Raw genomic sequence first — 25610 nt, 5'->3', positions numbered from 1 at the left:
GTGTATATAGTAAAGAATACAAGTTGTTGGCAAATCATTAAATGAATAATTAATTGGGAGGGAACAAACATGTCATCAGTTATGGTTGTAGGAGGAGACAGGTTAAAGCATATTACAGATCGTTTAGCGGGAGAAGGATTTAATGAAGTAATTCATTTAGATGGCCGTAAAAGCAATATGGTGAAGCGAGAAATACCCGAACATATTGGGTTTGTATTAGTTATTACGGATTTTATTAATCACAATATGGCAAAAGTCATTAAAGAGAAAGCAAAAAAACAAAAAAAACCGATTTATTTCGTCAAACATTCATGGAGTGCTATTCGTAAAGTGATTGAGCAAATTTCATGATTTAATTTTTATTTATTATTGAGAATGAATTTCAATTAGGGTGGTGAGACATAGGTGGAACCGATAAAAGTGCATATAAAGACACTCTCTAACGACCACATTGAACAATTTATTCGATGTCCGTACAAATTTTATCAGCAGCAGCTTCTTTTGAAAAAAACATCTATAGATTGGAAACAGCTCGTTCAAGTAACTGTCCATCAAATCATTAAAACATACTATAGCAAGCCAGTTGAGTATCGCTCAAACCTCTATGTTTTACAGCTTATTGAAAAATATTGGCGCCTAAAGCCAAATATGTTTTCATCACCCGTTCACTATTATGATGTGTTAGCTAAAGTAAGCGATTATTTACTAAGGTTTTTAGGAAAGAAAGCACATGTGGAACTGCCGCTTTTTGTGTTTGAGAAATACAGCGTTTATGTAGAAGAAATTCAAAGCAACCTTTCTCTAACCATCGATTTTGCTGCATGGACAGAGAAGTCTTATACGGTGACAAAATTCATTCTAGATGACCATGAAGAAGTGAAAAACGCAATGAAAGACTTTATTATCGTTTTTTCGAAACAAGCTTTTAAAAAGGTTCCTGAACAAATTCGTTTTTATTCATTATTAACTGGAGAAACAACAACTTATCATATTGCCCCAGACGATTATCAAAAAGCCATACTTCAACTACATATTGTCAAAAGTGTGTTAATGGAACCAAAACATTTTCAAAAGAATTATGCATCCAGTGAGTGTGAAAACTGTCCTCTTCAACGAGAATGCGCTGAAGAAGGGGATATGCGGCCGACACTGCTGGTGTAAAGGAGCGTCATTTACATGAAGGAAATCTTACTAGCTTATGCGAGTATGTCAGGTAACACGGAAGCGATAGCCGATTTGATCGAAGAAGAATTAGTCAAGCATGGATTGCATGTGAAACGAGCAGAAGTATATGACATTGATGCTTCTGACCTTGTATCTGCAGAATCTATTATCTTTGGAGCTTATACGTGGGGAGATGGAGAGCTACCAGATGATTTTTTAGATCTTTATGATGAAATGGATGATATAGATCTCAGTCAAAAGCAGATGGCTGTATTTGGCTCAGGTGATTCATCATATGATGTTTTTTGCGGAGCAGTTGATTTAATTGAAGAAAAAATAAAGAGACGTAACGGAAATATAGCCGTTCCCGGTTTGAAAATCGAGCTCTCCCCCTTTGGAGAAGATGTAGAAAAATGTAAGGTATTTGCTAAAGGTTTTGCTGAAATAGTAGCAAAATCTGCTGCTTCATAAGAAAACCCGGTCAAGTGCTGACCGGTTTTTTTAATATGGCTTCTTTTTGCTGTATTCTTTATTATCTTTCATAAATAGACGCCAGAAATAAAAGAATCCAGGAAATAAAATAGCAAAACCAACAATATACACAATAAATAAAGAATGAAACGCATCGGGATGTGTAAATCCATTCTCAATCGTTACGTTTGGATAGACAACATAAGGTAAATGACTTCGTCCGTATACGTAACTTGCTAAGAAATATTGAAGGATAATGGATACCACGGCTAAACGAGGCATGCCTTTTCCTTTTTGAGAAGGTAGCAGCAGAGCAATACCAGCTACTACAAATAGACCTACAGATCCGTAAAGAAGGGGCTTAAACTGCATCATTTTATCATATAACCAGCTTGCTTCTGATTGCATTGTAATCATAATAAAGATAGCCATTAGCAGGGAAAGAGGTCCTGTAATGAGCGCATCACGCCGATAGACCGCATAAGCTTCCATTTCGTCAGATGACTTCGAGTAATCTGCTAATAACAGAGACGATAGAAACAGCGAAGAGCTTATGGCAAATCCGATAAATGAATAGACGTGCGGACTTGAAAATACTTTTGCTAAGTTTAATTGCTGCGTGCCATCAATTATATCAATAAACCCACCTTGACTTACTGGCAGTACAGCGATTAAAAAAGCAGGAATTAACACGCCGGATATACCGGATATATAAACCAACGCTCTCCGATATTTGAAGCTGCTAGCATAGTGTGAAAACACTAAAAATCCGCTTCGAATAGATAAGAGAAGTAAAATGATACTTCCGGGTATTAGTAACACTGTGCCAAGCGTAAATGTAGCTCGAGGAAAAAAACTAAACAGCGCAACAACAATCGCAACGATAAATACATTGGTTACTTCCCAAGTAGGTGATAGATATCTGTTTGCTACATCTGTAGCATTTGTTTTCGTACGATTAATATATACCATCGACCAAAAGCCAGCTCCAAAGTCCATCGTTCCCATTACGGCATAGATAAAAATGAAGCCCCATATTACAGTAATTGCTAGTAATGAATCACCCATATTCTCACATCCTTTTTAATCTGCTTGCGCAGCAAGCTCTTTAGAAAGCGGATTTCTTCTGAAATAAAACACCAGTACAAGGGCGACTGCGGCCACGAGTACGATATAAACAAGCAAAAATAAAAAAAATAAAATATGCAAATTAGCAGAAGTGGTAACTGCTTCTGATGTACGCATGATGCGGTAAATGACCCAGGGCTGTCTTCCGGTACATGCGAAAATCCATCCGAATTCAATGCCCATGATCGCGAGAGGGCCCGTTGCGACAAATGCCCACATGAAAATTTTAGGGAAGCTTTTCTTCTTTAAAAACTTGTACCAAACAACGCCCACTAGCGCCACTAAAATTAAAATCGATCCGATAATGACCATACCGTTAAACAAGGTATGCACAAAAAGCGGTGGCCAATAATCCCTAGGGAAGTCATTAAGTCCAGTAATCACTGTATTAAAGCTATTACCCGACAAGAAGCTGAGCATCCATGGAAACTCAATTCCATACTTGACGCGCTGTTCTTTTTCATCTGTGAATCCACCTAAAGCTAATGGCGCATGATCTTGCGTTTCAAATAGACCTTCAGCTGCTGCAAGTTTTTCGGGTTGATATTCGTATACTTTTTGCATAGATTCATGTCCATTCAAAGCTGTTACAAAAGAAAAAATCCCGCCGATTACTAATCCCATCATCAGCGCTTTATGATGAAATTTATATTCTCTTGGATTATGTTTTCGCGCACGAAGCATTTTAAAGGCAGCGACTGAAGCAATGACAAAGCCTCCGGTTGTATAAGCAGAAACGGCTACGTGACCGGACGTTACAAAGAAACTCGGATTAAAGAAAGCTGCCCAAGGATCTACGCTTACAATTTCGCCATTTAAAATTCGAAAGCCAGCAGGTGTTCCTTCAAATGCGTGCACGTTTGTAATTAAAACGGCAGAGGCAAGAGCGCCTATTGCTACTAAAATTAGACTGATAATCCTCATTTTTCGAGAAATACGGTCCGCTGCGTATACGTAAATAGAGAGAAACAGAGCCTCAATAAAGAAAGCATAAATTTCAATTTGAAAGGGAAGAGCCATCACTTTTCCTACGATTTCCATAAAACCTGGCCAAAGCAACGCTAATTGTACACCAGCAATCGTTCCCGTAGGAATGGCGACTCCAAGCAGCACAGCAGCTCCTTTTGTCCAACGCTGTGCCATAAGTTCATAATCTTTATCTTTTGTTTTGTAGTAAAGAATTTCAGCCAATAAAATCATGAGAGGAATGCCGACGCCAAGAGTGGCAAAAATGATATGTACTCCCATGTTCAGACCAAACATTGAACGTGCAGTAACTAAATGATCCATTCATTTTTCAACCTTTCCAGTAAAGTATTGATAAACCTTATTGTCCACTTTTTACCACGCTTTATGCATCAGAATTGGTAAAACATATAACTTGAAAATAGTAATCATTACGATTATAATGAGTATATATTGTTTTAAAGGAGAGATATTTAATGAAAACAAATATTCATCCAGACTATCGTAAAGTTGTATTTATGGATACAAATAGCGGAACATCATTTTTATCAGGATCTACAAAACAATCAAATGAGACCGTTCAATGGGAAGATGGCAACACATATCCGCTTTTAAAAGTTGAAATCAGTTCGGATACACATCCATTTTATACAGGAAAACAAAAATTTGCTGATAAAGGCGGCCGTGTAGAGCGCTTTAAGCAAAAATATAAATTACAATAAAAAAACTAGCCGGGAGGCTAGTTTTTTTATTAATATAATGCTTTTTTCAACGTATCAATATTGTGTTGCATAATGGAGAAATAATCTTCTTTATTTTTAACATCGTTTTTTGTTAATGACTCTAAGTTATGAAGTGTTAAAGCTTGAGCTCCTACTTCATTTTTTACAAGCGTAGACACTTTAGGCTTTAAATTTTGGTCAAAGATAAAGTATTTGATATGGTCTTTTTTTGCTTGTTTTACGATGTTTTCTAATTGTTTCTGAGACGGCTCATTTGTAGGAGATAAACCCGCTACGCTAATTTGCTTTAAGCCGTATTGTTTTTCCCAGTAGCCATAGGCTGCATGTGATACTAAAATTTCTTTATGAGGTGCGTCGCCAATCGTTGTTTTTAACTCTTGGTCCACATCTTCAAGCTGAGTTTTTAACGATTGGAAGTTCTTTTCAAACTCTGCTTTTTTATCTGGTTTTAATTCAATAAGTTCGTCTTTAATATTTTCTGCTAATTGAATAGCTAAAACAGGATCAAGCCAAACGTGAGGGTCTGTATCTCCGTGGTTATGCTCTTCTTCATGGGCATGTTCGTCTTCGTGAGCATGATCATCTTCAGAACTCTTTGCTAATTTAATTCCTTTTGCAGCTTCTACTAAAGCTACATCTTCATTTTTAAGTGTAGACTGTGCTTTATCTGCAAAACCTTCAAGTCCAATTCCTGAGTAAACGAATGCGTCCGCGTTGGCGATTTTAACCATTGTTTTTGTTGTAGGCTCAAATGAATGGGCATCTACACCGGTTGGTAAAATGCTTTTAGCTTCTACATATTTTCCACCAATTTTTTCAGTAAAGTCTTGTAAAGGGTAGATTGTTGTATAAACTTCTAATTTTTTGTTTTTATTATCAGATGCGTTATTTGCACTGCTTGAACTGCACCCTGCAAGAGCTGTTCCGATTCCTAATGCAAGCACCATTAAAAGTGGTTTGAATTTCATTATGTTGCTCCTTCCGTTCGTATCGTAACCATTTATGACCTATGTTATTATATCGTAATTATTACGATTTGAAAACTAAAAATTTACGCACTTACTGTAAACTTAGGAAGGGGATCTTTGAGAGTAGCCCAATCTTGATTCATTTCCTCATTTGTCAGCAAACAGCGGTCTAAAGTTTCAATTATTTCAGCTGTGTTCATATCAATACCAATGAACACGAGCTCGTTAATACGATCTCCAAATTGTTCATCCCATTTTGCTCGTAATTCAGGCTCTTCTTTTAAGGTTTGTTCTCTTTCTTCCGGTGCGTAAGTTGCTATCCATTCACCCGCTGCTTGAATCATAATGGACGTACCCGCTTGAGAAAGAAGTCCTGCCATATTATTACGCGAAGCAAGCCAGAAAAATCCCTTTGCGCGTATAATATCAACCGGCCAGTTCTCTAACCATTTCATAAAGCGTTCAGGATGAAGGGGACGATTCCTTCTGTATACAAAAGAAGAAATACCGAACTCTTCCGTTTCAGGCGTATGGTGTTCTTCATTTAATTCTTTAATCCATCCGGCTCCTTGACTAGCTTTTTCAAAGTCGAATAAGTGGGTATGAAGTATGGCTTCAAGGCTTACTTCACTATTAATTGTTTGGATAACAGTGGCTTCTGAGTTTAATTTGTGAAGAACAGCCTCCAACTCATCTGCATCATCTTTTGTTAACAAATCAACTTTGTTTAACAAAATGACGTTTGCAAATTCAATTTGATCGATTAACAAATCAATCACTTCTCTTGTATCGTTTTCATCTGTTCCTTCTTTGCGGTCTAATAAGCTTTCGCCGGATGAAAAGTCTTCCCAAAAGCGATTGGCATCTACTACAGTGACCATCGTATCTAACGAACATTTCTGAGTTAAATCAATGCCCAGCTCTTCATCAATATAAGTAAATGTTTGAGCAACAGGGATAGGTTCGCTGATTCCGGAAGATTCAATGACAATATAATCAATATCACCATTGTCTGCTAGGCGTTCTACCTCTTTCATTAGATCGTCTCGAAGCGTACAGCAAATACAGCCATTTTGCATTTCAACAAGTTTTTCTTCTGTTCGAGAGAATCCTCCTTGTTTAACTAAGTCTGCATCAATATTTACTTCGCTCATGTCATTGACAATGACCGCGACTTTTAAACCTTCTTTATTTTTTAAAATATAGTTCAAAAGAGTTGTTTTACCTGAACCAAGGTATCCGCTTAAAACGGTAACGGGAATTTTTTTCACTGTTATAACCTACTTTCTTGTTTATAAATAATAATGATTACGATTTAACACTTTTCATCTTATAGGAAAAAGTATTATAATACAAGAAAGAATTTTTTTTATGAAGGAGAAGACAGCAGATGAGCTTATTACAAGATGTTTTAGAATTCAACCAAAAATTTGTAGAAGAAAAGAAGTATGAACTTTACGAAACAAGCAAATTCCCTGATAAAAAAATGGTTATTTTATCGTGTATGGACACAAGATTGGTAGAATTACTTCCACACGCTTTGAATTTGCGCAACGGAGACGTGAAAATTGTTAAAAACGCAGGAGCGCTTGTTTCACATCCATTTGGAAGTATTATGCGAAGCATTTTAGTAGCTGTGTACGAGCTTCAAGCAGATGAGGTATGTGTAATTGGTCACCACGACTGTGGAGCAGGTAAACTTCAGGCGGAACCTTTTTTAGAGAAAGTAAGAGCAAAAGGCATCTCAGATGAAGTGATTAATACCATTGAATATTCTATGGACTTGAAACAATGGTTAACGGGTTTTGATTCAGTAGAAGAGACTGTTCAGCATAGTGTAGAGACAATCCGTAATCATCCTCTATTTTCAAAAGATACTCCTGTACATGGACTAGTTATTGATCCAAATACAGGAAAGCTAGATGTTGTTGTAAATGGGTATGAAGCAATCGAAAATAACTAAAGCTTAGTGTGATTTTTTCTCAGGTACTTCATCGATGCCACCCGGATGGAACGGGTGGCATTTTAAAATTCGTTTTACAGTCAAATAAGATCCCTTTACGGCACCAAAGCGTTTAATGGATTCAACTCCGTACTGGGAGCAAGTAGGGTAAAACCGGCACCTTGCCGGAAGAAAAGGTGAAATTCCTTTTTGATATCCTTTTATAAGTAAAAGCAAAAGCTTTGCAATCATTTATTATCACGTTCTTTCTTTCGTGTTTGCTCATACTATAAGGGATAGAAGGAATAAAAAGCAACTAAAAGAAATAAAGGTTATTAAATGGATGAAATATATCGGAATTGCATGTTATGATAGGTGAAAGAAGAAAAAAGGAGTGGTATTATGCCATCAGTAGAAAGTTTTGAGCTAGATCATAATGCGGTTAAAGCACCTTACGTAAGACACTGCGGTGTTCACAAAGTGGGAAGCGACGGCGTTGTAAATAAATTTGATATTCGTTTTTGCCAGCCAAACAAACAAGCAATGAAGCCGGACGTTATTCATACGCTAGAGCATTTATTAGCTTTTAATATTCGTACTCATGTAGAAAAATACGATCACTTTGATATTATTGATATTTCGCCTATGGGATGTCAAACAGGGTACTACTTAGTAGTGAGCGGTGAGCCGACTGTACGTGAAATTATTGATTTGTTAGACGATACGTTAAAAGATGCAATTAACATTACTGAAATTCCAGCAGCAAACGAAAAGCAGTGCGGTCAAGCGAAACTTCACGATTTAGAAGGAGCAAAACGCTTGATGAAGTTCTGGCTAGAACAGGACAAAGAAGATTTAGAAAAAGTATTTGGCTAAAAATAAGCAGTCCGCTGGGCTGCTTATTTTATTTGAAAAAAGATGAAGAAGTTTCTCTAAGTCTAAAGAAAGGGAAATGTCTCTTTTTATGAAAAAAATGTTTTAATCAACTAAAAAAGGGTACAACTATATTATATAAAGAGTTCACAAAGGAGCGAAAAAAATGGCGGTAAATGTAAATGAAATCGTTAATAAACAAGTAGCGAATTTTAGTGTAATGTACATAAAACTTCATAACTTTCACTGGTACGTAAAAGGTGAACAATTCTTCACTCTTCATGAAAAGTTTGAAGAGCTGTATACGGAAACAGCTACAATTATTGATGACCTTGCAGAACGCCTTTTAGCATTAGAAGGAAAACCTGTGGCAACAATGAAAGAATCGTTAGAACTTTCTTCTATTAAAGAAGCGGATGGAAGCGAAACGGCTAAAGATATGGTTGCTTCTTTAGTAAGCGATTTTGATACGCTAACTGCTGAATTAAAAGAAGGAATGGACGCAGCCGGTGAAGCGGGCGACGAAACAACAGGAGACATGCTGTTAGCCATTCATCAAAGCTTAGAAAAGCATACGTGGATGTTAAAATCATTCCTAGGCAAGTAATTAAAACCTGCGAGTAATCGCAGGTTTTTTTATGATAAGATGGACGAACACTTTTTTTTCACCGGCATATACTGTAGGGATATGACTGCTGAAAGGGTGAAAAAAGTGGATATGCAGAAGCTTTCTGTCTTGATAATCTCAAGTTTAGGTTCACTGGCTTTTTTTTTATTTGGAGAGTGGGACTATTTACTAATGGCTTTAGTAGCATTAGTGACAATGGATTATTTGACAGGCACGATTGCAGCTTTTATAAATAAACGTTTATCTAGCAAAGTAGGTTTTAAAGGAATTGCGAAAAAGATTTTTATTTTTGCCATGATTGCTGTAGCAAACTTTATCGATTCCGTATTCTGGGAAAACGGTCATATTATTCGAGATGGAGCTATTTTGTTCTATATTTTAAACGAAATGATTTCAATTACAGAAAACGCAAGAATTGTAGGAATTCCAATTCCAGAGCCGCTAAAAAAAGCAATAGCGATTTTAAAAGACCGCTTTAAATCGTAGAGTGTATAAAAAAAGAATAAGATACAAATAAGAAAGATAAGTTGGCACTAGAAAGAAGGAGCTGAATATCTTTCATGACAAAAAAATATTATGTATCTCTGAGTTCAGGAGAAATCAATCAGTCAAATACTGCTTCAGATTGGAATTATGCGATTGAAGCAACAGATGAAGAAGTGGAGAAGCTGAGAACGTATTTAGATCAGCGTGCTTCAAGCGATTGGTCAAGCTTTTGGCGATCACATATTCCGTATCTGGAATATCATCATGATTCTCAAAATGATATGTACGATAAAACGACAGTTGAAATATATGCCATGCTTTATCAGCTAGGAGACGATGAAACAAAATCACATATCAAACAGATGAATATTTTATCTTCAGATAGAATGGAATAAGGGGTAAAAAGCAAAGAAAAAAAGTACGAGCATACTTTTCTTATCAGGTATGGCCGTAATGTATGATAAAATAAGGGAAAAATCAAATGGAGTTTGAGTCGACCATGTACACATTTAAGGATGCATATCATAATCAAGTATTTTTATCATTTGAAAAAAATCCATTCTCGAAAACTCCACGTCATGTTTGGGTCGTATGCAGGTATGAAAATCAATGGTTGCTAACGAATCACTCAAAACGAGGTTTAGAATTTCCCGGAGGAAAACTAGAAGGCAATGAAGTACCAGAAGAAGCAGCGGTTCGAGAAGTATTTGAAGAAACAGGCGGAGAAGTCTCTTCTTTAACTTATATTGGGCAATATAAAGTAGTAAGTAAAGGAAAGACCATTATTAAAAACATTTATTTTGCTACTATTGGAAATGTAATTAAAAAAGAAGACTACATGGAAACGGATGGTCCCGTAATGATTGATGAACTACCTTCGGGCATTCAACAAGATGATGCATACAGCTTCATCATGAAAGATAATGTTTTACAATATGTAATGAAATATGTAAAGCGAACATTTTTGTAAAAGTATCCTATCAATGAAAATCCCCCCGTTTGTACGGGGGGATTTTTTATGAGCGTCGGATCAATTTCTTTTCTAAATAAGCAACACCTTGATACATAATCGTAGCGAAAATGGCAATTAATAATAAGCTGAGAAGAACAAGAGTAAAGTTGAAGACTTGGAAACCATAAATAATCATATATCCAAGCCCTTTCGAAGAAACTAAAAATTCTCCTACGATGACTCCTACCCAAGATAAGCCGACATTTACTTTAAATGTGGAAATAATAGCAGGCATGGAAGCTGGCAAAATTGCTTCTTTAAAACATCGGGTTTTCGTTGCCCCAAAGCTTTTTAGTAATTTAATATAGTTTGGGTCAACTTCTTTAAATGCTGTGTAAACGACGATGGATGTAATAATAACGGATATAATCGCCCCCATCGTTAAGATTGAGAAAAACCCTGGACCGATCGCTACAATTAAAATAGGGCCCAGCGCTACTTTTGGCATGGCGTTTAAAATAACGAGGTAAGGGTCTAATATATGTGCAAGCCTAGTTGAATACCAAAGGGCCGTTGCAAGTAAAATACCTAGCACTGTGCCTAAAATGAAGCCAAGAACTGTTTCAAATAACGTAAAACCAATATGTTCTGCCAGCGAGCCGTCGGCAAGTTTAATTAAAAATAAATGCCATACTTTAGTAGGAGAACTGAAGATTAAAGGGTCAATCCACTTTAAACGAGAAGCCAGTTCCCATAAGCTAAAAAAGGCTAAGAAAATTATCAGCTGCACGCTCAGTACTAATCGTTTTTCGACCCGAACCTTGCGAAGGTAGCTTTCATGAAGAGTATCTAGGGAGCTAGTAGGTTTCAAGTTGATCAAGCTCCTTCCATATATCCATAAATAAGTCGTTATAGACAGGGTGCTGTCGCGCTTCAAACGGAGAGAGGGTTCGTAAAATAGAAGGAACCGTAAATGTTTTTGCGATTTTTCCCGGCTTTGCTGAGAATAAAAAGATTCGGCTGCTCATGGCAATAGCTTCGCCGATATCGTGCGTGACCAAAACGGCCGTTTTTTGATAGGTCATCAGCGTTTTGGAGACAAGTTCTTCAAGCTTGAGTTTTGTTTGAAAATCAAGTGCTGAAAAAGGTTCATCTAAGAGTAAAATAGCGGGGTCAATGGCAAGTGTTCGGACTAAAGCGACACGTTGTCTCATGCCTCCGGATAACTGATGCGGATATAGGTCATCTACGCCCTGTAAACCAATTTCTTTTAGGAGTAACAGTGCGTTACTCTCTGTTTTATCTGTTAGCTGTCCGCGAATTTCAAGCCCAAGTAAAATATTTTCTTTAATGGTTTTCCACGGAAACAAATAATCTTGTTGAAGCATATAACCGATGTTTGGGACTGATGTTCCGATATTTTCACCGTCTATTGTGACAGAGCCGGACGTTGGTTCAATCAAGCCTGCAATAATCGATAGAAGCGTCGTTTTTCCACATCCGCTTGGGCCGAGAAAGGAAACAAATTCTCCTTCTTCAATAGACAAATTAATATGTTCAAGTGCAGTGGTAGCAGACTTTGTCGTAAGATACATATGCTGAACATCTTGAATGTGAAGTTTTGTCATATTACTCACTCATTGCATCTTTTGCGAATTTTGTGTTGACTAGCTTGTTGTGATCGATGTGTCTTGGAAGTTCTCCAGATTCATCCATTATTTTTTGCAAATGATCCCACTCTTTTTGATCTAATAAAGGGTTAGTTGCAAAAGATTTTTGGGATTTATAGCGGTCAATAACAGTTTTCAGCGTTTCTTTAGGCGTATCTTCGAAATACGGTGCAACCACTTCAGCAATTTCATCTGTGCTATGTGTATTCACCCATTTTTGTGCTTTGTAAATAGCTCGAGTAAATTTAGCTGCTGCTTCAGGGTTATCTTTTAAATAGCTTTCTTTGGCCATAAATGTTGTATAAGGAACTGTTCCTGATTCTTTTCCGAAGGAAGCAACGATATGTCCTTTTCCTTGTTTCTCTAAAATACTAGCCGTTGGCTCAAATAATTGAACGTAATCTCCAGTACCAGAAGCAAAAGCATTCGCAACGTTAGCAAAATCAATGTTTTGAACAAGTTTTACATCTTTTTTAGGATCAATATTATGCTGTTTCAACACATATTCCCCTACCATTTGCGGCATGCCGCCTTTACGTTGACCAAGAAACGTTTTGCCTTTAAGCTGATCCCATGAGAAGTGATCGACTTTTTTACGTGCTACTAGAAATGTTCCGTCGGTTTGGGTTAGTTGTGCAAAGTTGATGACGGGATCACTAGACCCCTGTGCATATACGTAGATTGAAGTTTCCGAGCCGACTAAGGCGACGTCGATGCCTTCAGATAAAAGTGACGTCATTGTCTTATCTCCGCCCCACGTTGTTTTTAAATCTACCTTTAGTCCTTCTTCTTCAAAAAAGCCTTTTGAAATAGCGACGTACTGGGGAGCATAAAAGATAGAACGAGTTACTTCGCCAACACGAACCGTTTGTACAGATGTTGTTTTGCCGCAGCTAATTAGTGGAATGAGTAAAATCATAATAGCAAGCAAAGAAAAAAGCCATTTGATTGGTTTCATAAAGCAAACCCCCTTAAAATAATAAAATATTTTATGATAATGTATGTAAAGAAGTGGAAGAAGGTGAGTGCCTATATAACTATGTGGAAAATCAAAGAACTATTAGTCAACAATTGAAAGTACACCTTAGCGGGAGAAAGCAGGCTAGTTATATAAAGAATGGAGGAAAAAAATGAAAGATGGAACAATTCTTCATAAACAGCGTTTCCCATCATCAAACCCTCGTGTGGCGCTGTGGGTGATTACATATGCATGTCAAGGACTTAAGATTAAAGGAATGCTCGCAGAGCCAAAAGAAAAAGGAATGTATGACGGCTTTTTATACTTAAGGGGAGGTATTAAGAACGTAGGAACGGTTCGTCCTGCTCGACTCATTCAATTTGCTTCTCAAGGTTTTATTGTGATGGCTCCGTTCTACAGGGGAAATCAAGGAGGAGAAGGAAACGAAGATTTTGCAGGAGATGATCGTTACGATGCTTTTGCTGCTTACGATTTACTGAAACAGCTCCCTAACGTCCACCATGACCGCATTCATATTTTTGGGTTTTCAAGAGGGGGAGTGATGGCTTTACTCACAGCTATTGAAAAAAACGACAGCCGCTCTCTTGTGTTATGGGGAGGCGTCACGGATATGGTGCTGACATATGAAGAAAGAGAAGATTTAAGAAGAATGATGAAGCGGGTGATTGGAGGAACTCCTTCTAAATATCCTGAAAGATACGAATGGAGGACCCCTTTGCATCGTGCTCATCTCGTCGAGCCGCCGGTCTTGCTTATTCATGGTTTAGAAGATAAAAACGTGTCGATTGATCATGCCTATCAGCTAGAATCTAAACTAAAGAAGGCCAATAAAAAAGTTACCAGCTGGTACTTCGAAAACTTTCCACATGCTTTTCCCCCGAAAGAAAACCGAGAAACGGTGAAGAAGTTAACGAAGTGGATGAAAGCACAATAAAAGATATGCTACGATAGAGAAAACAAGTAGAATAACAGTGAGGAGTGAGAAAAAATGGGGATGCCGCTAGAATTAAATACAATGATTGTGACAAAAGGCAACGAAAAGCGTGTAACGGATAACATTTTTCAAATTGAGAAAAAAGGATATCGCTTGTATCCGTTAGATATTCCATTAAACGTTCACAAAACGAAAAATGGAGAATGTATTGGAACTGCTGTTGTGCGTAAGGTAGAAATGGAGCAGGAAAAAACCATTATCACATATGAACTGACAAAATTACATTCGACTAACTAAAAAACGATCGTCTATAAGACGATCGTTTTTTAGTTAGACTCTAGGTCCGCCTAATGTTGAAATGTCAGATGCTACATCGTTAAAACGCTTGAAATTAGCTTTGAATTTAGCAGCAAGCTCAGTTGCCTTTTGGTTATAAGCTGTTGCATCGTTCCATGCTTTAGAAGGCTGAAGCACTTCATCAGGAACGCCCGGAACATGAGTTGGAATCGATAAACCAAAAATAGTATCTGTTACTGTTTCGGTATTAGCGAGTTCTCCTTCAAGGGCTGCTTGAACCATAGCTCGAGTGTAACTTAACTTCATTCGTTCGCCCACCCCGTATTCACCGCCGGTCCATCCAGTATTTACAAGGTAGACATTTACATTATGTTCATCGATTTTCTTTCCTAGCATTTCTGCATAAGTTGTTGGAGCAAGAGGTAAGAAAGGCTCACCAAAGCATGTAGAGAAAGTAGCCTGTGGCGATGTTACGCCGCGCTCTGTTCCAGCTAACTTACTAGTGTATCCGCTCAGAAAATGGTACATTGCTTGTTCTTTTGTAAGCTTGCTGATTGGAGGTAAGACACCGAAAGCATCAGCAGTTAAAAAGACAATAGCTGTAGGGTGCCCGGCAACGCTTGGCAATACCGTATTATCAATAGAGTCAATTGAATAAGCGGCACGAGTATTCTCTGTTAAACTATTATCATTGTAATCTGCTACTTTCGTATTTTGATTTAACACTACATTTTCCAGTACGGCGCCGAAGCGAATTGCATTGAAGATTTGCGGTTCTTTTTCTTCGGAAAGCTGAATGCACTTCGCGTAGCATCCTCCTTCAATATTAAATACACCAGAGCTTGACCAACCGTGCTCGTCATCTCCGATTAAACGACGGTTTGCATCAGCAGAAAGCGTTGTTTTACCCGTTCCAGATAAACCAAAGAATAATGCAACGTCACCTTCTTCTCCTACGTTAGCAGAACAGTGCATGGATAGAATATTGTTTTGAGGAAGTAAGAAGTTCATCACTGAGAAAATAGATTTTTTCATTTCACCAGCGTATTCAGTTCCTCCAATTAGCACAATGCGTCGCTCTAACGAAAGAATAATGAAGGTTTCAGAATTCGTCCCGTCTGTTTCAGGATCAGCTTTGAACGTTGGAGCTGCTACAATTGTAAACGGCTTCACATCATCTTTTGTTTTTTGTTCGGCTGAAGGGCGAATGAATAACTGCTGAGCGAATAGGTTGTGCCATGCAAATTCATTAACTACTTGAATTGGTAACTGATACTTTTTATCAGCTCCAGCATATCCATTAAAAACAAAAAGTTCATCCTGCTTCTTTAAGTGGGTTAAGACTTTTTTGTATAGCGCATCGAATCGCTGAGCAGAAATTGGCTGATTGACAGGTCCCCATTCAACCGTTTTTGAAGACACAGCATCGCTTACAATAAATTTATCTAAAGGAGAGCGACCTGTATATTTTCCGGTTTCGACTGACACAGCACCTGTAGAAGTCAGCGTTCCTTCGCGTCGAGCTAGAATTTTTTCAACAAGTTGTGGAACAGATAATTGGTGTTTTGTTGTTTTTAATTGAAGCAAACCATTTAATTCGATAGACATATCAACAGTACTCATGTGCACTACCTTCCTTTTTTAGCTATTATTTATTCATTAATGTTTGAAATTTATAATTAGTATAACACATTTATTTAATTATTCTATACTATTTAACTAAAAATGTTTGTGTATTATAAAAAAATGTACGTTATACCTATTTTAGACACATGTATATGTGCTAGGAGCGAAAAAAGTGAAGCTATTTTAAGTGAAAGCCTCATTTTGATCTGTCTTATTAACTAAACTTAGTGATGATTCTTAATAAGGTGTACTATTTCGGAATTTGAGTATGTTACATTAAAACAGATTCAAAAATAAAGAGATGATTTCCATTTGAATGTTGTTGACAGTGAAGCGCTTTTTCATGTATTATATGTCCTTGAACGGATACTCTCTTATCCCGAGCTGGTGGAGGGACAGGCCCTATGAAACCCAGCAACCATCGTCATTTTTTTGTGTAGACGATAAGGTGCTAACCTGATGCAAGGGCACAACCTTGATCGATAAGAGTGAAAGGCTTATGTAGAATTTGATACCTTTCCTCGATACAAGGAAAGGTTTTTTTATATTTTTTAACGTGTAATGAAAATAAGGGAATGAGTACCGTATCACAATGTATCGTATTTATAAGGAGGAAAACTGATGTCAACACAACGTCGTCTGTTCACGTCAGAATCTGTTACAGAGGGACATCCCGATAAAATTTGTGACCAAATTTCTGACTCAATTCTTGATGCTATCCTAGCAAAGGATCCAAATGCTCGTGTTGCTTGTGAAACAAGCGTAACAACTGGTTTAGTTTTAGTAAGTGGTGAAATTACAACTTCTACTTACGTGGATATTCCTAAAACAGTTCGTGAAACAATTAAAGGAATTGGCTATACTCGTGCAAAATACGGATTTGATGCTGAAACTTGTGCAGTATTAACATCTATCGACGAGCAGTCAGCTGATATCGCTGCTGGTGTAGACCAAGCGTTAGAAGCACGTGAAGGTCAAATGTCAGATGAAGAAATCGAAGCAATCGGAGCTGGAGACCAAGGCTTAATGTTTGGTTATGCATGTAACGAAACAAAAGAATTAATGCCTCTTCCAATTTCATTAGCTCATAAACTTGCTCGCCGTCTAACAGAAGTACGTAAAGAAGAAATTCTTCCTTACCTTCGCCCGGATGGTAAAACACAAGTAACAGTTGAATATGATGAAAACAACAAACCTGTTCGCATCGATACAATTGTTATTTCAACTCAGCATCATCCAGAAGTAACGTTAGAGCAAATTCAACGTAACTTAAAAGAATATGTTATTAATCCAGTTGTTCCAAACGAGTTAATTGATGAAAATACAAAGTATTTCATTAACCCAACAGGACGTTTCGTAATCGGCGGTCCTCAAGGAGATGCTGGTTTAACTGGTCGTAAAATTATCGTTGATACTTACGGCGGATATGCTCGTCATGGCGGCGGTGCATTCTCTGGTAAGGACGCAACAAAAGTAGACCGTTCAGCAGCTTATGCAGCTCGTTATGTTGCGAAAAACATTGTAGCAGCTGATCTTGCTGATAAATGTGAAGTACAACTAGCATATGCAATTGGTGTTGCACAACCAGTATCTATTTCAATTGATACATTCGGTACAGGAAAAGTTTCTGAAGAAGTACTAGTAGACGTAGTACGCAAAAACTTTGACCTACGTCCAGCGGGCATCATTAAAATGCTTGATTTACGTCGCCCAATTTATAAGCAAACAGCAGCTTACGGCCACTTTGGTCGTACGGACGTGGAGCTTCCTTGGGAGTTCACAGACAAAGCGGAAGCATTAAAAACTCAAGCTTTAGCTAAATAATAAAAAAATCTCCGTGAAAACGGAGATTTTTTTTATGCCCATTGAATATCTGCAGCAGATTTTTCTACGACACCTTCATATTCTGAAAGCAAATGCTGAAAAATGGCGTCCCATGATTGAGTAAGAGCATAGTGTCTCGCTGCATGGCCAAAGTGAAGCCGCTGGTGCAAATCATCGAGTAAACCTGTAATAGCCGAACTGAATTCTTCTAAGGAGTGAGGTTTGCAAAGGTAGCCGTTTCGCCCGTGCTGAACCATCTGTTTAACTCCTCCTGCATTTGCTGCCACTACAGGAGTTCCAGAAGCAAGAGACTCCAGTACAACATTTCCGAAGGTTTCTGTTTCTGAAGGAAAAACAAACAAATCAGATGATGAATAGATATGAGCAAGTTGCTTACCTTCAAGGAAGCCTGTAAATGTCATATGCTCAGATGCTTGCTGCTGCATTTGTTCTTTTAAAGGGCCGTCTCCCACAATAACCCAGTGAATTTGATGGCGGATATGATCCGGTAGAGATCGTGCGATTTTTATTAAAAAATCAGCGTTCTTTTCTTTAGCTAATCTTCCTACATACGTTAAAATGTAGGGCTTTTTAATATTATATTTAATACGAATATCAAAGCGGTCATAGTGGGGGTGAAATAATTTATGATTTACTCCTCGCGACCAAATAGATACGTTGTGAAACCCTTGTTCTTCTAGCTGCTGTTTGGTCACTTCAGAGGGAGCGAATATTTTTTGTACAGGTTTATAAAACCATTTCATATATTTTTGCAGTGGTACACGCATTTTTTCAAGTTCATAGTGAGATAAATAATCAGCAAAATTGGTATGATAAGAGCCGACAAGAGGAACACCTAATCTTTTCCCGTAATAGGAGCCGCAAAGCCCCATTGTAAAAGGAGTGGCCAAATGAATAATAGAAGGATTGAATTCCTGCAGCTGCTTTTTAATTTTTAGAACGTTTGGCAATGAAAAGCGGCTGTTTGGATAAAGGAAAAACGGCATGCTGGGCGAACGGTGAACATACGTTGAAAATGACTGATCATGAGCAAATTCAGGAGCAAATACCTGGATGGGAATTTGCTTTGATTTGACATACTGGGTAAACTGATAAAGTGTTTTAGCAGCTCCGTTAACTTCTGGAGCAAATGTATCCGTAAATAAAGCAATTCTCATTAGTACTCCTCCTATCAATTAAGTTAAAAATATGTTCAGTGACACAGCACCTGAAAAGATGCCCAGTATCAGGCCTACCATGACATCCGTCGGATAGTGCAGACCGAGATAAATTCTTGAAATTCCTACCGTTACTGCAAGAGGCAAAAGAACGGCAGTGAAGGCTGGATAAACAATCATAAGAGGGGTAACCAACGAAAAAATAGCTGTTGTATGCCCAGACGGAAATGAATGATCTTTTAAGGGATTTTCTAATACTTTTGTATATTTTAATTGAATATAAGGTCGTTTTCTCGGATATAGTTTTTTAGCAATGGCGACAGGAATATGACTAACGGCTAGAGAAAACGCACAAGCGTAAGCGACGGATGAAGGATGCAGAAATAGCAGCAAGCACGCTATCACAATGGTAAACGTGGCTCCGCCAGTGTGAGTTAGTAAACGTAAAAATCTATTTAAGTGCTTTCGATCAAAATGTTGGTTTACGCTTTTGAATAATCGGCATTCGGCATCATATACATACTGAATTAACTTGGCTTTCATAGAGTCGCTCCCTTTTCAATAAATACGTCTTTATTATTCAGTTTAATCTTTAATTGTGTAGGCAGTACTAAAACGATGTAAATTAATATGGAAATTTCTTTACAATTGTGGAGAGAATAGAACATGATTGGAGAGTTTGTGGAGATACTAAAAAAATTCCCTCAGTATGACTTTCTGAGGGAACGTTTCCTTTATAATGAAGAATCAGATTTCTTAATAGATTTATAATACTGCCCTTTTTCTACATATTCTGTACGAATGCGCTGCATATCTTTTAAATCCTCTTCTGTCAGAGTGCGGATTACTTTAGCAGGTCGGCCGAGTGCGAGAGTATTGGGGGGTATTTTTTTACCGGGAGGCACTAAGCTTCCAGCACCGATAAAAGCACCTTCACCAATTTCCGCACCATCTAAAATAATAGAACCCATGCCAATGAGCGCGCGTTTGCGGATGATGGAGCTATGTAAAATAACTTGATGTCCTACTGTTACATCATCCTCAATAAGCAAAGGAGCATTTGGGCTTTGATGGAGTGTTGATTGATCTTGTATGTTTACTCGTTTACCAATAATCGTAGGTGAAACATCTCCTCTAATAACAGTGTTAAACCAAATGCTGCTTTCTTCACCAATGGTGACATCTCCAGTAATCGTGACATAGTCTGCGATGAAGCAGCTGGGTGCAATGGTAGGCATTTTTTCTTTATACGGATAAATCATCAAATCATCTCCCTTTATTAGTTGAAAAAAAGTAGTAAATCTTCTAATGTAAGTGTACAAAGGTTTTTTAAGCAGGTAAACAAAAAAAGGAAGAAGGAGTAACTCAAATGCATAAATGGGAAGCAGTAAATCCAAAAGGCGTTATTGTCATGGTCCATGGAGCAGCGGAGCATCACGGACGCTATCGCTGGCTGATTGAGATGTGGCGTTCGGTTGGAATGCACGTAATTATGGGAGACCTTCCTGGCCAAGGCTTAACAACAAGAAGAAGAGGACATATCCTATCCTTTGATGAATATGTGTATGAAGTGGAAGAATGGGTACGTGAAGCGCAAAAATATGATTTGCCTATTTTCCTGTTAGGTCACAGTATGGGAGGACTGGCGGTTATTCGTACGCTCCAGACAAAAAACCTCCCTATATGGGGTGCGATTCTTTCCTCTCCTTGTCTAGGATTAAAAGAGCAAGTACCGGCTTATTTAGATATGCTATCTAAAGGGTTAAATAAAGTCATGCCGAACAAACTTTTCGATTTAGGTCTCACTGTTGAAAAAGCAACAAGAAACCAAGAAGTTCGAGATGAAGATGAAAATGACTCACTGTATGTTACAAAAGTTTCTGTAAGATGGTACCGGGAATTGATCCAAGCTGTCAACTTAGCTTTTAAAGATATCGATCGTTTGCCTGATGTCCCGCTTCTTGTGATGCAGGCAGGAGAAGATAAAATTATTGAAAAGCTGATTGTTAGGCAGTGGTTTGATGAAATAGAGCTAAGTGAAAAAATCTACAAAGAATGGTCTCAGCTGTATCACGAAATCTTTAATGAGCCTGAAAGAGAATACGTTTTTACATATGCGAAAAGTTTTGTGGATCTTCACATTTAATAAGTGCGGTAAGAAATTGAGGTGAAAATAAATGAAGATTCCGTCTCATCCTATTTCATTAATGAGAAAAATTTATCGAGAAGTGTTTCCTGTCGTTCATCATGAGCTTAATCATTGGCGCGAACGAGCAAAAGAGATTCCTAATAAAGAATTGCGTACTCAAGCATTGGCAAGTATCGATACAAAAACTTTTCATTGTGAAGGAGGCGGTATCCTATCGATTTTAGCGAAAGAAAACATGATTGAATGCGTGAAATTTATTGTTGCCTACCAAACAATCAGCGATTACTTAGATAACTTATGTGACCGCAGCAATTCGCTAGACCCTAAAGATTTTGCCGCCTTACATGAATCGATGCCAGATGCGTTGACTCCTCATGCACCTCTTGGGGATTACTATCGTTTTCGAGCGGATAAAGACGACGGAGGATACTTAGCTGGACTTGTCCAGACTTGTCAGCAGTCCTTGCGAAAAGCTTGTAATTACCATATAGTCTCTTCACATTTATTAGAACTAGCTAATTATTATTGTGATTTGCAAATACATAAGCATGTTGAAATCAAGGAAAGAGTTCCACGATTAGAGAATTGGTTCGATGCTCACCGGCACAGTGTTCCTGAAATGGAGTGGTATGAATTTTCAGCGTGCTCTGGTTCAACGTTAGGAATTTTTTGTTTAGTTGCTTATAGCTTTCAAGAAGAGATGACCGAAGAAATGACGCAGAAAATAAAAGCAGGATATTTTCCTTATATTCAAGGCTTACATATTTTACTCGATTATTTAATTGACCAAGAAGAAGATAAAGCAGGAGGAGATTTGAACTTTTGTTTTTATTATCCTCATTATCAGCAAATGATGGATCGCTTTTTGCATTTTGTCGTAAAAGCGGACGAATATGCTAAAAAACTGCCAGATTATCACTTTCACTGCTTTATCTATAAAGGACTCTTGGGCGTTTATTTGTCGGATCAAAAAGTGCGGGCACAAAAACATGTTCATGTGAATGCACGTAGGTTAATAAAAGCGGGGGGAGCCCTCAGCTACTTTTTCTATATCAACGGACGCTTGTACCGAATGTTAAAAAGATAAGCCATATGCGGCTTATCTTTTTTCAATAGCAATGATGAAGGGAGGGTTGTTTTGCTGATTCATGAAACGATATTGTAAAACGTGAACGTCTTTTTGATCAAGATTTTGGACATGCGTTAGTAAATCGTCTCTTTCTTGTTTCCCTTGTTCGTGTCCATGATAAATAACGAGCACAATCACTCCTTCAGGTGCTAGCAAATCAAGTAACTGCTCAATTGCAGAGATTGTTGTTTCAGAAGTGGTGACAATGTCTTTATCTCCACCTGGTAAATAACCTAAATTAAAGACAGCGCCCGTGACTCGTCCTTTAATAGAACGAGGAAGCATGTTTATATTGCTGTGGCTTTCTTGGATAAGTGTTACTCTGTTTTCTACATGGTATTCTGTCAATCGCTGTTGAGTTGCTTGAATGGCTTGAGGTTGAATATCAAATCCATATACATGACCTGTATCTCCGACTAAGTTAGCTAAGAACAATGTATCATGTCCATTTCCTGCTGTGGCATCAATCGCGACATCTCCTTGGGCCACAGCATTAGTGAGCAATGTGCGGGCAAAAGGCAGGATACGTTCTATTTTCATCTTTCCATCAACTCTTTTTCGTAATATTTTCCTTGATAGCTTTGACGATGTTGGAGCTCTTGATCAATGGCATTTAATACGCTCCACTTATTTACGCTCCACATCGGTCCAACCATGAGGTCTATCGGTCCATCGCCTGTAATACGATGAACAATCATCTCAGGAGGGAGTACTTCGAGCTGATCGCATACAAGCTTTACGTATTCTTCAAATGAAAGAAATTCAACAAGGCCCTTTTCATACTGTTTGACCATAGGAGTTCCTTTTAGTAAATGAAGCAGATGAATCTTGATTCCTTGAACGTCTAATTTTGCTACTTCACGTACGGTTTCCATCATCATATCAGGTGTTTCTAAAGGCAAACCATTAATGATGTGAGAACAAACGCGAATACCGTGTTTTCGAAGCTTTGCTACCCCATCTACATAGCATTGATGATCGTGTGCCCGGTTAATAAGCAGTGAAGTTCGTTCATGAACAGTTTGCAGTCCAAGTTCTACCCATAGATAAGTTCGTTCATTTAATTCAGCCAAGTATTCCACCACATCGTCGGGGAGACAGTCAGGGCGCGTGGCGATAGAAAGCCCAACAACTCCGGGAAGCTTTAAGACGGCTTCATATTTTTCACGAAGCTCCTCGACAGGAGCATGAGTATTAGTAAATGCTTGAAAGTAAGCAACGTATTTTCCGTCTTTCCACTTATGATGCATTTTTTCACGGATTTCATTAAATTGTGTCACGAGGTCATCCGCTCTGTTTCCGGCAAAATCCCCTGAGCCGGCAGCACTGCAAAACGTACAGCCGCCGTGAGCTACCGTGCCGTCTCTGTTTGGACAATCAAATCCTCCATCTAAGGCTACTTTAAATACCTTATGGCCAAAGTGGTTACGTAAGTGGTAATTCCAGGTGTGATAACGTTTGTTTTCAGATTTATACGGAAATGGGTTTGTCTGACTCAAATCAGCAACCTCCTTTTTACATGCAATATACATCAACAAATTGTATCAAAAACGTGAAAAAGTGCCAAACAAATTTAAGGATGCTTATATTTAACAGGTTCTTCTTGTCGTAAAGGGAAGTAAAGTTGCGCAAAATAAGACAGAAATGAACGAATAGGAGGAATAGAGAATGACAACTCGTCAAGCAGTGGATCAACTTATGCAACAGTGTGAAGATGCTATTCGCTTTGGACAAGGCCAGTTGCAGGAAGGCATGAAGCAAGAACATTATAACGACACTGAGTATACAAAAGCACAGGAAAAATTAGAAAATGCTTATAAAGAAATTGAAGAGTTTTCTCACAGTGCAAATGCACAGCAAAGAGAGCAGCTATATCGCATGCGCCTGCAAGTTCAGCAGCTGCAAAATAAATTGATCACAACTCAGCATTAAGGAGAGGATTTTATGGCAACGCGTTCAAATCAAAATAATCCGGAACAAAAAACAAAAAACGGGATCAACAGCAATGACATTGAGCTAGGAAAAGATTTTGATCCGGTAAAAGAATTAAAAGCACGAAACAGCAAGCGTGCACAGCCGGTTCGTTCGAAGCAAAAGTAAGCGATAAAAAGGTGGTTTTGCATGATATTGTCATGTGAAATCACCTTTTTAAATAGTCAGCGAATTTTAAATAAATTGTCTATATGTAAAAGCATTGCGAACCCTTTAAGAAAAGACTAGAATGTACGTTGGCATTCGAATAGATAGGGGGGAGATCAATGCCTAAATCACTTTGGTTTTTGATTATTGGTATGCTTGTAAACGTAACGGGAGCTTCATTTTTATGGCCTCTCAATACAATTTATATAAATGAACATTTAGGAAAGTCGTTGTCCGTCGCAGGAGTGGTTCTTATGCTGAATTCTGCTGCAAGCGTAGTAGGAAATTTGCTTGGAGGAACGCTTTTTGACAAAATCGGAGGATATAAATCCATTTTATCAGGAATTATTATTACTCTTATTGCATTAGTGGGACTCGTGTTTTTCCATGGTTGGCCTACATACGTTGTTCTCTTGGTTGTTGTAGGGTTTGGATCTGGTATTGTGTTTCCATCTATGTATGCAATGGCAGGGTCCGTTTGGCCACAGGGCGGAAGAAAAGCATTTAATGCGATGTACGTTGCTCAAAATGCAGGAGTAGCTATTGGCGCCGCGGTAGGAGGCATTGTAGCGTCTTATTCATTTACGTATATTTTCTTAGCTAATACAATTTTATACGTTATTTTTCTGCTTATTGCTATTTTTTCATATCGCCATATTTCGGTTACAGTTGGGCAAACGAATGTCCTTAATGAAGCTGGGAGCATTGGGCATAAAACGAAGCTGACTGCTCTTCTTATTTTATGTACGGGGTATGTCTTATGCTGGGTGGCGTATGTTCAGTGGCAAACAACGATTGCTACGCATACGCGTGAGCTGAATATACCTCTTTCTAGCTACAGTTTGCTTTGGACGATTAACGGGATTTTAATTGTAGTCGGTCAGCCTTTGATTGTACCCATCATTCAAAAAGTAGCAAAAACATTAAAAGTACAAGTCCTAATTGGAACGGTTATTTTTGTGGCTTCTTTTGTTATCGTGGTGAATGCTACAACATTTCCGCAGTTCTTAACAGCCATGGTTGTGTTGACAATTGGAGAAATGTTCGTTTGGCCAGCCATTCCAGCTGTTGCAAGTCAGTTGGCACCATCTGGAAAAGAAGGATTTTATCAAGGTGTAGTTAACAGCATGGCTACTGCAGGTAAAATGATTGGTCCTCTCTTTGGAGGCGTTATTTTCGATGCGTTTAATATGTCTACGCTGTGCTATTTATTAATTGGGCTATTGCTATTCAGCATGTGTACAACATGGATATACGATTATAAATTAAAAGAAAAACGTCAGCGTTCGTTAACCATCTCTAAATAAATAGAGATGGTTTTATTTTTGACTGCTTAATAAACGTAGGAATGTCTTCAGTATTCC

The 25610-nt window shown here is 38.1% G+C and carries 32 protein-coding genes and 1 riboswitch; of the genes, 18 read left to right on the top strand and 14 right to left on the bottom strand.

The annotated features are described in order from the left end of the window. The first annotated feature begins 69 nt into the window (after positions 1-69). The 3 genes from ACFX4G_RS04125 to ACFX4G_RS04115 are packed head-to-tail and all read left to right on the top strand — an operon-like array spanning position 70 to position 1635. Positions 70-351, top strand: a complete 282-nt coding sequence (locus tag ACFX4G_RS04125) for a DUF2325 domain-containing protein (RefSeq protein ID WP_013059557.1) — start codon at positions 70-72, stop codon at positions 349-351. A 54-nt stretch (positions 352-405) separates the two neighbouring features. Then, the gene (locus ACFX4G_RS04120) at positions 406-1161 is read left to right on the top strand and encodes a hypothetical protein (protein WP_230183004.1); all 756 of its coding nucleotides are present in this window, start codon (positions 406-408) and stop codon (positions 1159-1161) included. Between the two features lie 15 nt (positions 1162-1176). After that, entirely contained in the window at positions 1177-1635 is a 459-nt protein-coding gene (locus tag ACFX4G_RS04115) for a flavodoxin (protein WP_230183005.1), read from the top strand. Between the two features lie 30 nt (positions 1636-1665). Here ACFX4G_RS04115 and ACFX4G_RS04110 read toward each other — a convergent pair whose 3' ends face one another. After that, complete coding sequence (locus ACFX4G_RS04110; RefSeq protein ID WP_016765774.1) at positions 1666-2703, bottom strand: cytochrome d ubiquinol oxidase subunit II; 1038 nt, start codon at positions 2701-2703, stop codon at positions 1666-1668. Between the two features lie 15 nt (positions 2704-2718). Next, positions 2719-4053 (bottom strand): cytochrome ubiquinol oxidase subunit I, encoded by a 1335-nt coding sequence (locus tag ACFX4G_RS04105; RefSeq protein WP_013059553.1) that lies wholly within the window; start codon positions 4051-4053, stop codon positions 2719-2721. A 152-nt stretch (positions 4054-4205) separates the two neighbouring features. Between ACFX4G_RS04105 and ACFX4G_RS04100 the strand changes: the two genes are divergently transcribed. Next, complete coding sequence (locus tag ACFX4G_RS04100) at positions 4206-4451, top strand: type B 50S ribosomal protein L31 (RefSeq protein WP_013059552.1); 246 nt, start codon at positions 4206-4208, stop codon at positions 4449-4451. 29 nt (positions 4452-4480) lie between these two features. Here the strand turns inward: ACFX4G_RS04100 and ACFX4G_RS04095 are convergent, their stop codons facing one another. After that, positions 4481-5440, bottom strand: a complete 960-nt coding sequence (locus ACFX4G_RS04095; protein ID WP_377572908.1) for a metal ABC transporter substrate-binding protein — start codon at positions 5438-5440, stop codon at positions 4481-4483. Between the two features lie 83 nt (positions 5441-5523). After that, positions 5524-6711, bottom strand: a complete 1188-nt coding sequence (locus ACFX4G_RS04090; RefSeq protein WP_377572906.1) for a GTP-binding protein — start codon at positions 6709-6711, stop codon at positions 5524-5526. Positions 6712-6830: 119 nt separating this feature from the next. Here ACFX4G_RS04090 and ACFX4G_RS04085 point away from each other — a divergent pair, with 119 nt between their 5' ends. Beyond that, positions 6831-7403, top strand: a complete 573-nt coding sequence (locus ACFX4G_RS04085; RefSeq protein WP_013085269.1) for a beta-class carbonic anhydrase — start codon at positions 6831-6833, stop codon at positions 7401-7403. Positions 7404-7406: 3 nt separating this feature from the next. Here ACFX4G_RS04085 and yidD read toward each other — a convergent pair whose 3' ends face one another. Further along, positions 7407-7634 carry a membrane protein insertion efficiency factor YidD gene (gene yidD / locus ACFX4G_RS04080; protein WP_013059548.1) on the bottom strand — a complete coding sequence of 76 codons (228 nt, stop codon included), beginning with the start codon at positions 7632-7634 and terminating at the stop codon, positions 7407-7409. Between the two features lie 150 nt (positions 7635-7784). On the opposite strand from yidD, the gene ACFX4G_RS04075 reads away from it, so the two are divergent. The 5 genes from ACFX4G_RS04075 to ytkD all read left to right on the top strand — a co-directional run bounded on the left by ACFX4G_RS04075 (position 7785) and on the right by ytkD (position 10339). Continuing rightward, positions 7785-8258, top strand: coding sequence for an S-ribosylhomocysteine lyase (locus ACFX4G_RS04075; RefSeq protein ID WP_013059547.1), 474 nt, complete (start codon positions 7785-7787; stop codon positions 8256-8258). Between the two features lie 163 nt (positions 8259-8421). Next, positions 8422-8862, top strand: coding sequence for a Dps family protein (locus ACFX4G_RS04070; RefSeq protein ID WP_013085268.1), 441 nt, complete (start codon positions 8422-8424; stop codon positions 8860-8862). Between the two features lie 81 nt (positions 8863-8943). Further along, on the top strand, positions 8944-9369 hold the full coding sequence (locus ACFX4G_RS04065) for a phage holin family protein (RefSeq protein WP_377572904.1): 426 nt from the start codon (positions 8944-8946) through the stop codon (positions 9367-9369). Between the two features lie 74 nt (positions 9370-9443). Next, positions 9444-9764, top strand: a complete 321-nt coding sequence (locus ACFX4G_RS04060; protein WP_043975886.1) for a hypothetical protein — start codon at positions 9444-9446, stop codon at positions 9762-9764. Between the two features lie 104 nt (positions 9765-9868). Next, positions 9869-10339, top strand: coding sequence for an RNA deprotection pyrophosphohydrolase (gene ytkD, locus ACFX4G_RS04055; protein ID WP_013059543.1), 471 nt, complete (start codon positions 9869-9871; stop codon positions 10337-10339). 46 nt (positions 10340-10385) lie between these two features. On the opposite strand, the gene ACFX4G_RS04050 is transcribed toward ytkD, so the two are convergent. The 3 genes from ACFX4G_RS04050 to ACFX4G_RS04040 are packed head-to-tail and all read right to left on the bottom strand — an operon-like array spanning position 10386 to position 12949. Next, complete coding sequence (locus ACFX4G_RS04050) at positions 10386-11192, bottom strand: ABC transporter permease (RefSeq protein WP_043975888.1); 807 nt, start codon at positions 11190-11192, stop codon at positions 10386-10388. Next, positions 11179-11949 (bottom strand): ABC transporter ATP-binding protein, encoded by a 771-nt coding sequence (locus tag ACFX4G_RS04045; protein WP_075419758.1) that lies wholly within the window; start codon positions 11947-11949, stop codon positions 11179-11181. The genes ACFX4G_RS04050 and ACFX4G_RS04045 overlap by 14 nt, the downstream gene beginning before the upstream one ends. A 1-nt stretch (position 11950) precedes the next feature. Further along, a complete protein-coding gene (locus ACFX4G_RS04040) occupies positions 11951-12949 on the bottom strand; it encodes an ABC transporter substrate-binding protein (RefSeq protein ID WP_377572901.1) in 999 nt (332 codons plus the stop codon). Between the two features lie 172 nt (positions 12950-13121). Here ACFX4G_RS04040 and ACFX4G_RS04035 point away from each other — a divergent pair, with 172 nt between their 5' ends. After that, positions 13122-13904: an alpha/beta hydrolase family protein gene (locus ACFX4G_RS04035; protein WP_043975893.1), complete on the top strand. Its 783-nt coding sequence runs from the start codon at positions 13122-13124 to the stop codon at positions 13902-13904. 54 nt (positions 13905-13958) lie between these two features. After that, positions 13959-14201: a DUF2584 domain-containing protein gene (locus ACFX4G_RS04030; protein WP_043975895.1), complete on the top strand. Its 243-nt coding sequence runs from the start codon at positions 13959-13961 to the stop codon at positions 14199-14201. A gap of 33 nt (positions 14202-14234) precedes the next feature. Here ACFX4G_RS04030 and pckA read toward each other — a convergent pair whose 3' ends face one another. Next, a complete protein-coding gene (gene pckA / locus ACFX4G_RS04025; protein WP_377572899.1) occupies positions 14235-15824 on the bottom strand; it encodes a phosphoenolpyruvate carboxykinase (ATP) in 1590 nt (529 codons plus the stop codon). Between the two features lie 374 nt (positions 15825-16198). Further along, positions 16199-16316, top strand: a riboswitch (SAM riboswitch). Positions 16317-16448: 132 nt separating this feature from the next. Between pckA and metK the strand changes: the two genes are divergently transcribed. Then, the gene (metK, locus tag ACFX4G_RS04020; RefSeq protein ID WP_013059536.1) at positions 16449-17651 is read left to right on the top strand and encodes a methionine adenosyltransferase; all 1203 of its coding nucleotides are present in this window, start codon (positions 16449-16451) and stop codon (positions 17649-17651) included. A 32-nt stretch (positions 17652-17683) separates the two neighbouring features. On the opposite strand, the gene ACFX4G_RS04015 is transcribed toward metK, so the two are convergent. The 3 genes from ACFX4G_RS04015 to ACFX4G_RS04005 form a co-directional block, all read right to left on the bottom strand. Continuing rightward, positions 17684-18829, bottom strand: a complete 1146-nt coding sequence (locus ACFX4G_RS04015) for a glycosyltransferase family 4 protein (protein WP_043975900.1) — start codon at positions 18827-18829, stop codon at positions 17684-17686. Positions 18830-18847: 18 nt separating this feature from the next. Next, complete coding sequence (locus ACFX4G_RS04010) at positions 18848-19372, bottom strand: phosphatase PAP2 family protein (RefSeq protein WP_043975902.1); 525 nt, start codon at positions 19370-19372, stop codon at positions 18848-18850. Positions 19373-19563: 191 nt separating this feature from the next. Then, positions 19564-20091 (bottom strand): gamma carbonic anhydrase, encoded by a 528-nt coding sequence (locus ACFX4G_RS04005; protein WP_014457969.1) that lies wholly within the window; start codon positions 20089-20091, stop codon positions 19564-19566. A 107-nt stretch (positions 20092-20198) separates the two neighbouring features. Between ACFX4G_RS04005 and ACFX4G_RS04000 the strand changes: the two genes are divergently transcribed. Next, complete coding sequence (locus ACFX4G_RS04000) at positions 20199-20975, top strand: alpha/beta fold hydrolase (RefSeq protein ID WP_013059532.1); 777 nt, start codon at positions 20199-20201, stop codon at positions 20973-20975. Between the two features lie 31 nt (positions 20976-21006). Beyond that, positions 21007-22065, top strand: a complete 1059-nt coding sequence (locus ACFX4G_RS03995) for a tetraprenyl-beta-curcumene synthase family protein (protein WP_013059531.1) — start codon at positions 21007-21009, stop codon at positions 22063-22065. 12 nt (positions 22066-22077) lie between these two features. Here the strand turns inward: ACFX4G_RS03995 and mnmM are convergent, their stop codons facing one another. Together mnmM and mnmL are read right to left on the bottom strand one after the other, a co-directional pair. After that, on the bottom strand, positions 22078-22647 hold the full coding sequence (mnmM, locus tag ACFX4G_RS03990) for a tRNA 5-(aminomethyl)-2-thiouridylate-methyltransferase MnmM (protein ID WP_043975906.1): 570 nt from the start codon (positions 22645-22647) through the stop codon (positions 22078-22080). Continuing rightward, positions 22644-23606, bottom strand: coding sequence for a tRNA modification radical SAM protein MnmL/YtqA (gene mnmL / locus ACFX4G_RS03985; RefSeq protein ID WP_097824706.1), 963 nt, complete (start codon positions 23604-23606; stop codon positions 22644-22646). Before mnmL ends, mnmM begins: the two co-directional genes overlap by 4 nt. A gap of 169 nt (positions 23607-23775) precedes the next feature. Here mnmL and ACFX4G_RS03980 point away from each other — a divergent pair, with 169 nt between their 5' ends. From ACFX4G_RS03980 to ACFX4G_RS03970, 3 genes are all read left to right on the top strand, one after another. Beyond that, positions 23776-24039: a YtzC family protein gene (locus tag ACFX4G_RS03980; protein ID WP_013059528.1), complete on the top strand. Its 264-nt coding sequence runs from the start codon at positions 23776-23778 to the stop codon at positions 24037-24039. A 12-nt stretch (positions 24040-24051) separates the two neighbouring features. Beyond that, positions 24052-24207 carry a hypothetical protein gene (locus ACFX4G_RS03975; protein ID WP_013059527.1) on the top strand — a complete coding sequence of 52 codons (156 nt, stop codon included), beginning with the start codon at positions 24052-24054 and terminating at the stop codon, positions 24205-24207. A gap of 158 nt (positions 24208-24365) precedes the next feature. Continuing rightward, the gene (locus tag ACFX4G_RS03970; protein ID WP_029319939.1) at positions 24366-25553 is read left to right on the top strand and encodes an MDR family MFS transporter; all 1188 of its coding nucleotides are present in this window, start codon (positions 24366-24368) and stop codon (positions 25551-25553) included. The last annotated feature ends 57 nt before the right edge of the window (positions 25554-25610 follow it).

It is taken from the genome of Priestia sp. YIM B13486, assembly GCF_042787865.1.
Taxonomy (GTDB): domain Bacteria; phylum Bacillota; class Bacilli; order Bacillales; family Bacillaceae_H; genus Priestia; species Priestia megaterium.
Note: the sequence above shows the minus strand (reverse complement) of the source record. Positions and strands in the feature narration are given on the sequence as shown.

Bases quoted from the DNA above. Each gene is read 5' to 3' on its own strand.
- ACFX4G_RS04095 (WP_377572908.1), bottom strand. From the start codon at position 5,440: ATGAAATTCAAACCACTTTTAATGGTGCTTGCATTAGGAATCGGAACA.
- ACFX4G_RS04010 (WP_043975902.1), bottom strand. From the start codon at position 19,372: ATGAAAGCCAAGTTAATTCAGTATGTATATGATGCCGAATGCCGATTA.
- metK (WP_013059536.1), top strand. From the start codon at position 16,449: ATGTCAACACAACGTCGTCTGTTCACGTCAGAATCTGTTACAGAGGGA.
- ACFX4G_RS04035 (WP_043975893.1), top strand. From the start codon at position 13,122: ATGAAAGATGGAACAATTCTTCATAAACAGCGTTTCCCATCATCAAAC.
- ACFX4G_RS04100 (WP_013059552.1), top strand. From the start codon at position 4,206: ATGAAAACAAATATTCATCCAGACTATCGTAAAGTTGTATTTATGGAT.
- ACFX4G_RS04000 (WP_013059532.1), top strand. From the start codon at position 20,199: ATGCATAAATGGGAAGCAGTAAATCCAAAAGGCGTTATTGTCATGGTC.
- ACFX4G_RS04110 (WP_016765774.1), bottom strand. From the start codon at position 2,703: ATGGGTGATTCATTACTAGCAATTACTGTAATATGGGGCTTCATTTTT.
- ACFX4G_RS04040 (WP_377572901.1), bottom strand. From the start codon at position 12,949: ATGAAACCAATCAAATGGCTTTTTTCTTTGCTTGCTATTATGATTTTA.
- ACFX4G_RS03995 (WP_013059531.1), top strand. From the start codon at position 21,007: ATGAAGATTCCGTCTCATCCTATTTCATTAATGAGAAAAATTTATCGA.
- ACFX4G_RS04005 (WP_014457969.1), bottom strand. From the start codon at position 20,091: ATGATTTATCCGTATAAAGAAAAAATGCCTACCATTGCACCCAGCTGC.
- mnmM (WP_043975906.1), bottom strand. From the start codon at position 22,647: ATGAAAATAGAACGTATCCTGCCTTTTGCCCGCACATTGCTCACTAAT.
- ACFX4G_RS04070 (WP_013085268.1), top strand. From the start codon at position 8,422: ATGGCGGTAAATGTAAATGAAATCGTTAATAAACAAGTAGCGAATTTT.
- ACFX4G_RS04125 (WP_013059557.1), top strand. From the start codon at position 70: ATGTCATCAGTTATGGTTGTAGGAGGAGACAGGTTAAAGCATATTACA.
- ACFX4G_RS03980 (WP_013059528.1), top strand. From the start codon at position 23,776: ATGACAACTCGTCAAGCAGTGGATCAACTTATGCAACAGTGTGAAGAT.
- ACFX4G_RS04085 (WP_013085269.1), top strand. From the start codon at position 6,831: ATGAGCTTATTACAAGATGTTTTAGAATTCAACCAAAAATTTGTAGAA.
- ACFX4G_RS03970 (WP_029319939.1), top strand. From the start codon at position 24,366: ATGCCTAAATCACTTTGGTTTTTGATTATTGGTATGCTTGTAAACGTA.
- pckA (WP_377572899.1), bottom strand. From the start codon at position 15,824: ATGAGTACTGTTGATATGTCTATCGAATTAAATGGTTTGCTTCAATTA.
- ACFX4G_RS04045 (WP_075419758.1), bottom strand. From the start codon at position 11,949: ATGACAAAACTTCACATTCAAGATGTTCAGCATATGTATCTTACGACA.
- ACFX4G_RS03975 (WP_013059527.1), top strand. From the start codon at position 24,052: ATGGCAACGCGTTCAAATCAAAATAATCCGGAACAAAAAACAAAAAAC.
- ACFX4G_RS04015 (WP_043975900.1), bottom strand. From the start codon at position 18,829: ATGAGAATTGCTTTATTTACGGATACATTTGCTCCAGAAGTTAACGGA.
- ytkD (WP_013059543.1), top strand. From the start codon at position 9,869: ATGTACACATTTAAGGATGCATATCATAATCAAGTATTTTTATCATTT.
- ACFX4G_RS04065 (WP_377572904.1), top strand. From the start codon at position 8,944: ATGACTGCTGAAAGGGTGAAAAAAGTGGATATGCAGAAGCTTTCTGTC.
- ACFX4G_RS04075 (WP_013059547.1), top strand. From the start codon at position 7,785: ATGCCATCAGTAGAAAGTTTTGAGCTAGATCATAATGCGGTTAAAGCA.
- ACFX4G_RS04060 (WP_043975886.1), top strand. From the start codon at position 9,444: ATGACAAAAAAATATTATGTATCTCTGAGTTCAGGAGAAATCAATCAG.
- ACFX4G_RS04115 (WP_230183005.1), top strand. From the start codon at position 1,177: ATGAAGGAAATCTTACTAGCTTATGCGAGTATGTCAGGTAACACGGAA.
- ACFX4G_RS04105 (WP_013059553.1), bottom strand. From the start codon at position 4,053: ATGGATCATTTAGTTACTGCACGTTCAATGTTTGGTCTGAACATGGGA.
- ACFX4G_RS04030 (WP_043975895.1), top strand. From the start codon at position 13,959: ATGGGGATGCCGCTAGAATTAAATACAATGATTGTGACAAAAGGCAAC.
- yidD (WP_013059548.1), bottom strand. From the start codon at position 7,634: ATGATTGCAAAGCTTTTGCTTTTACTTATAAAAGGATATCAAAAAGGA.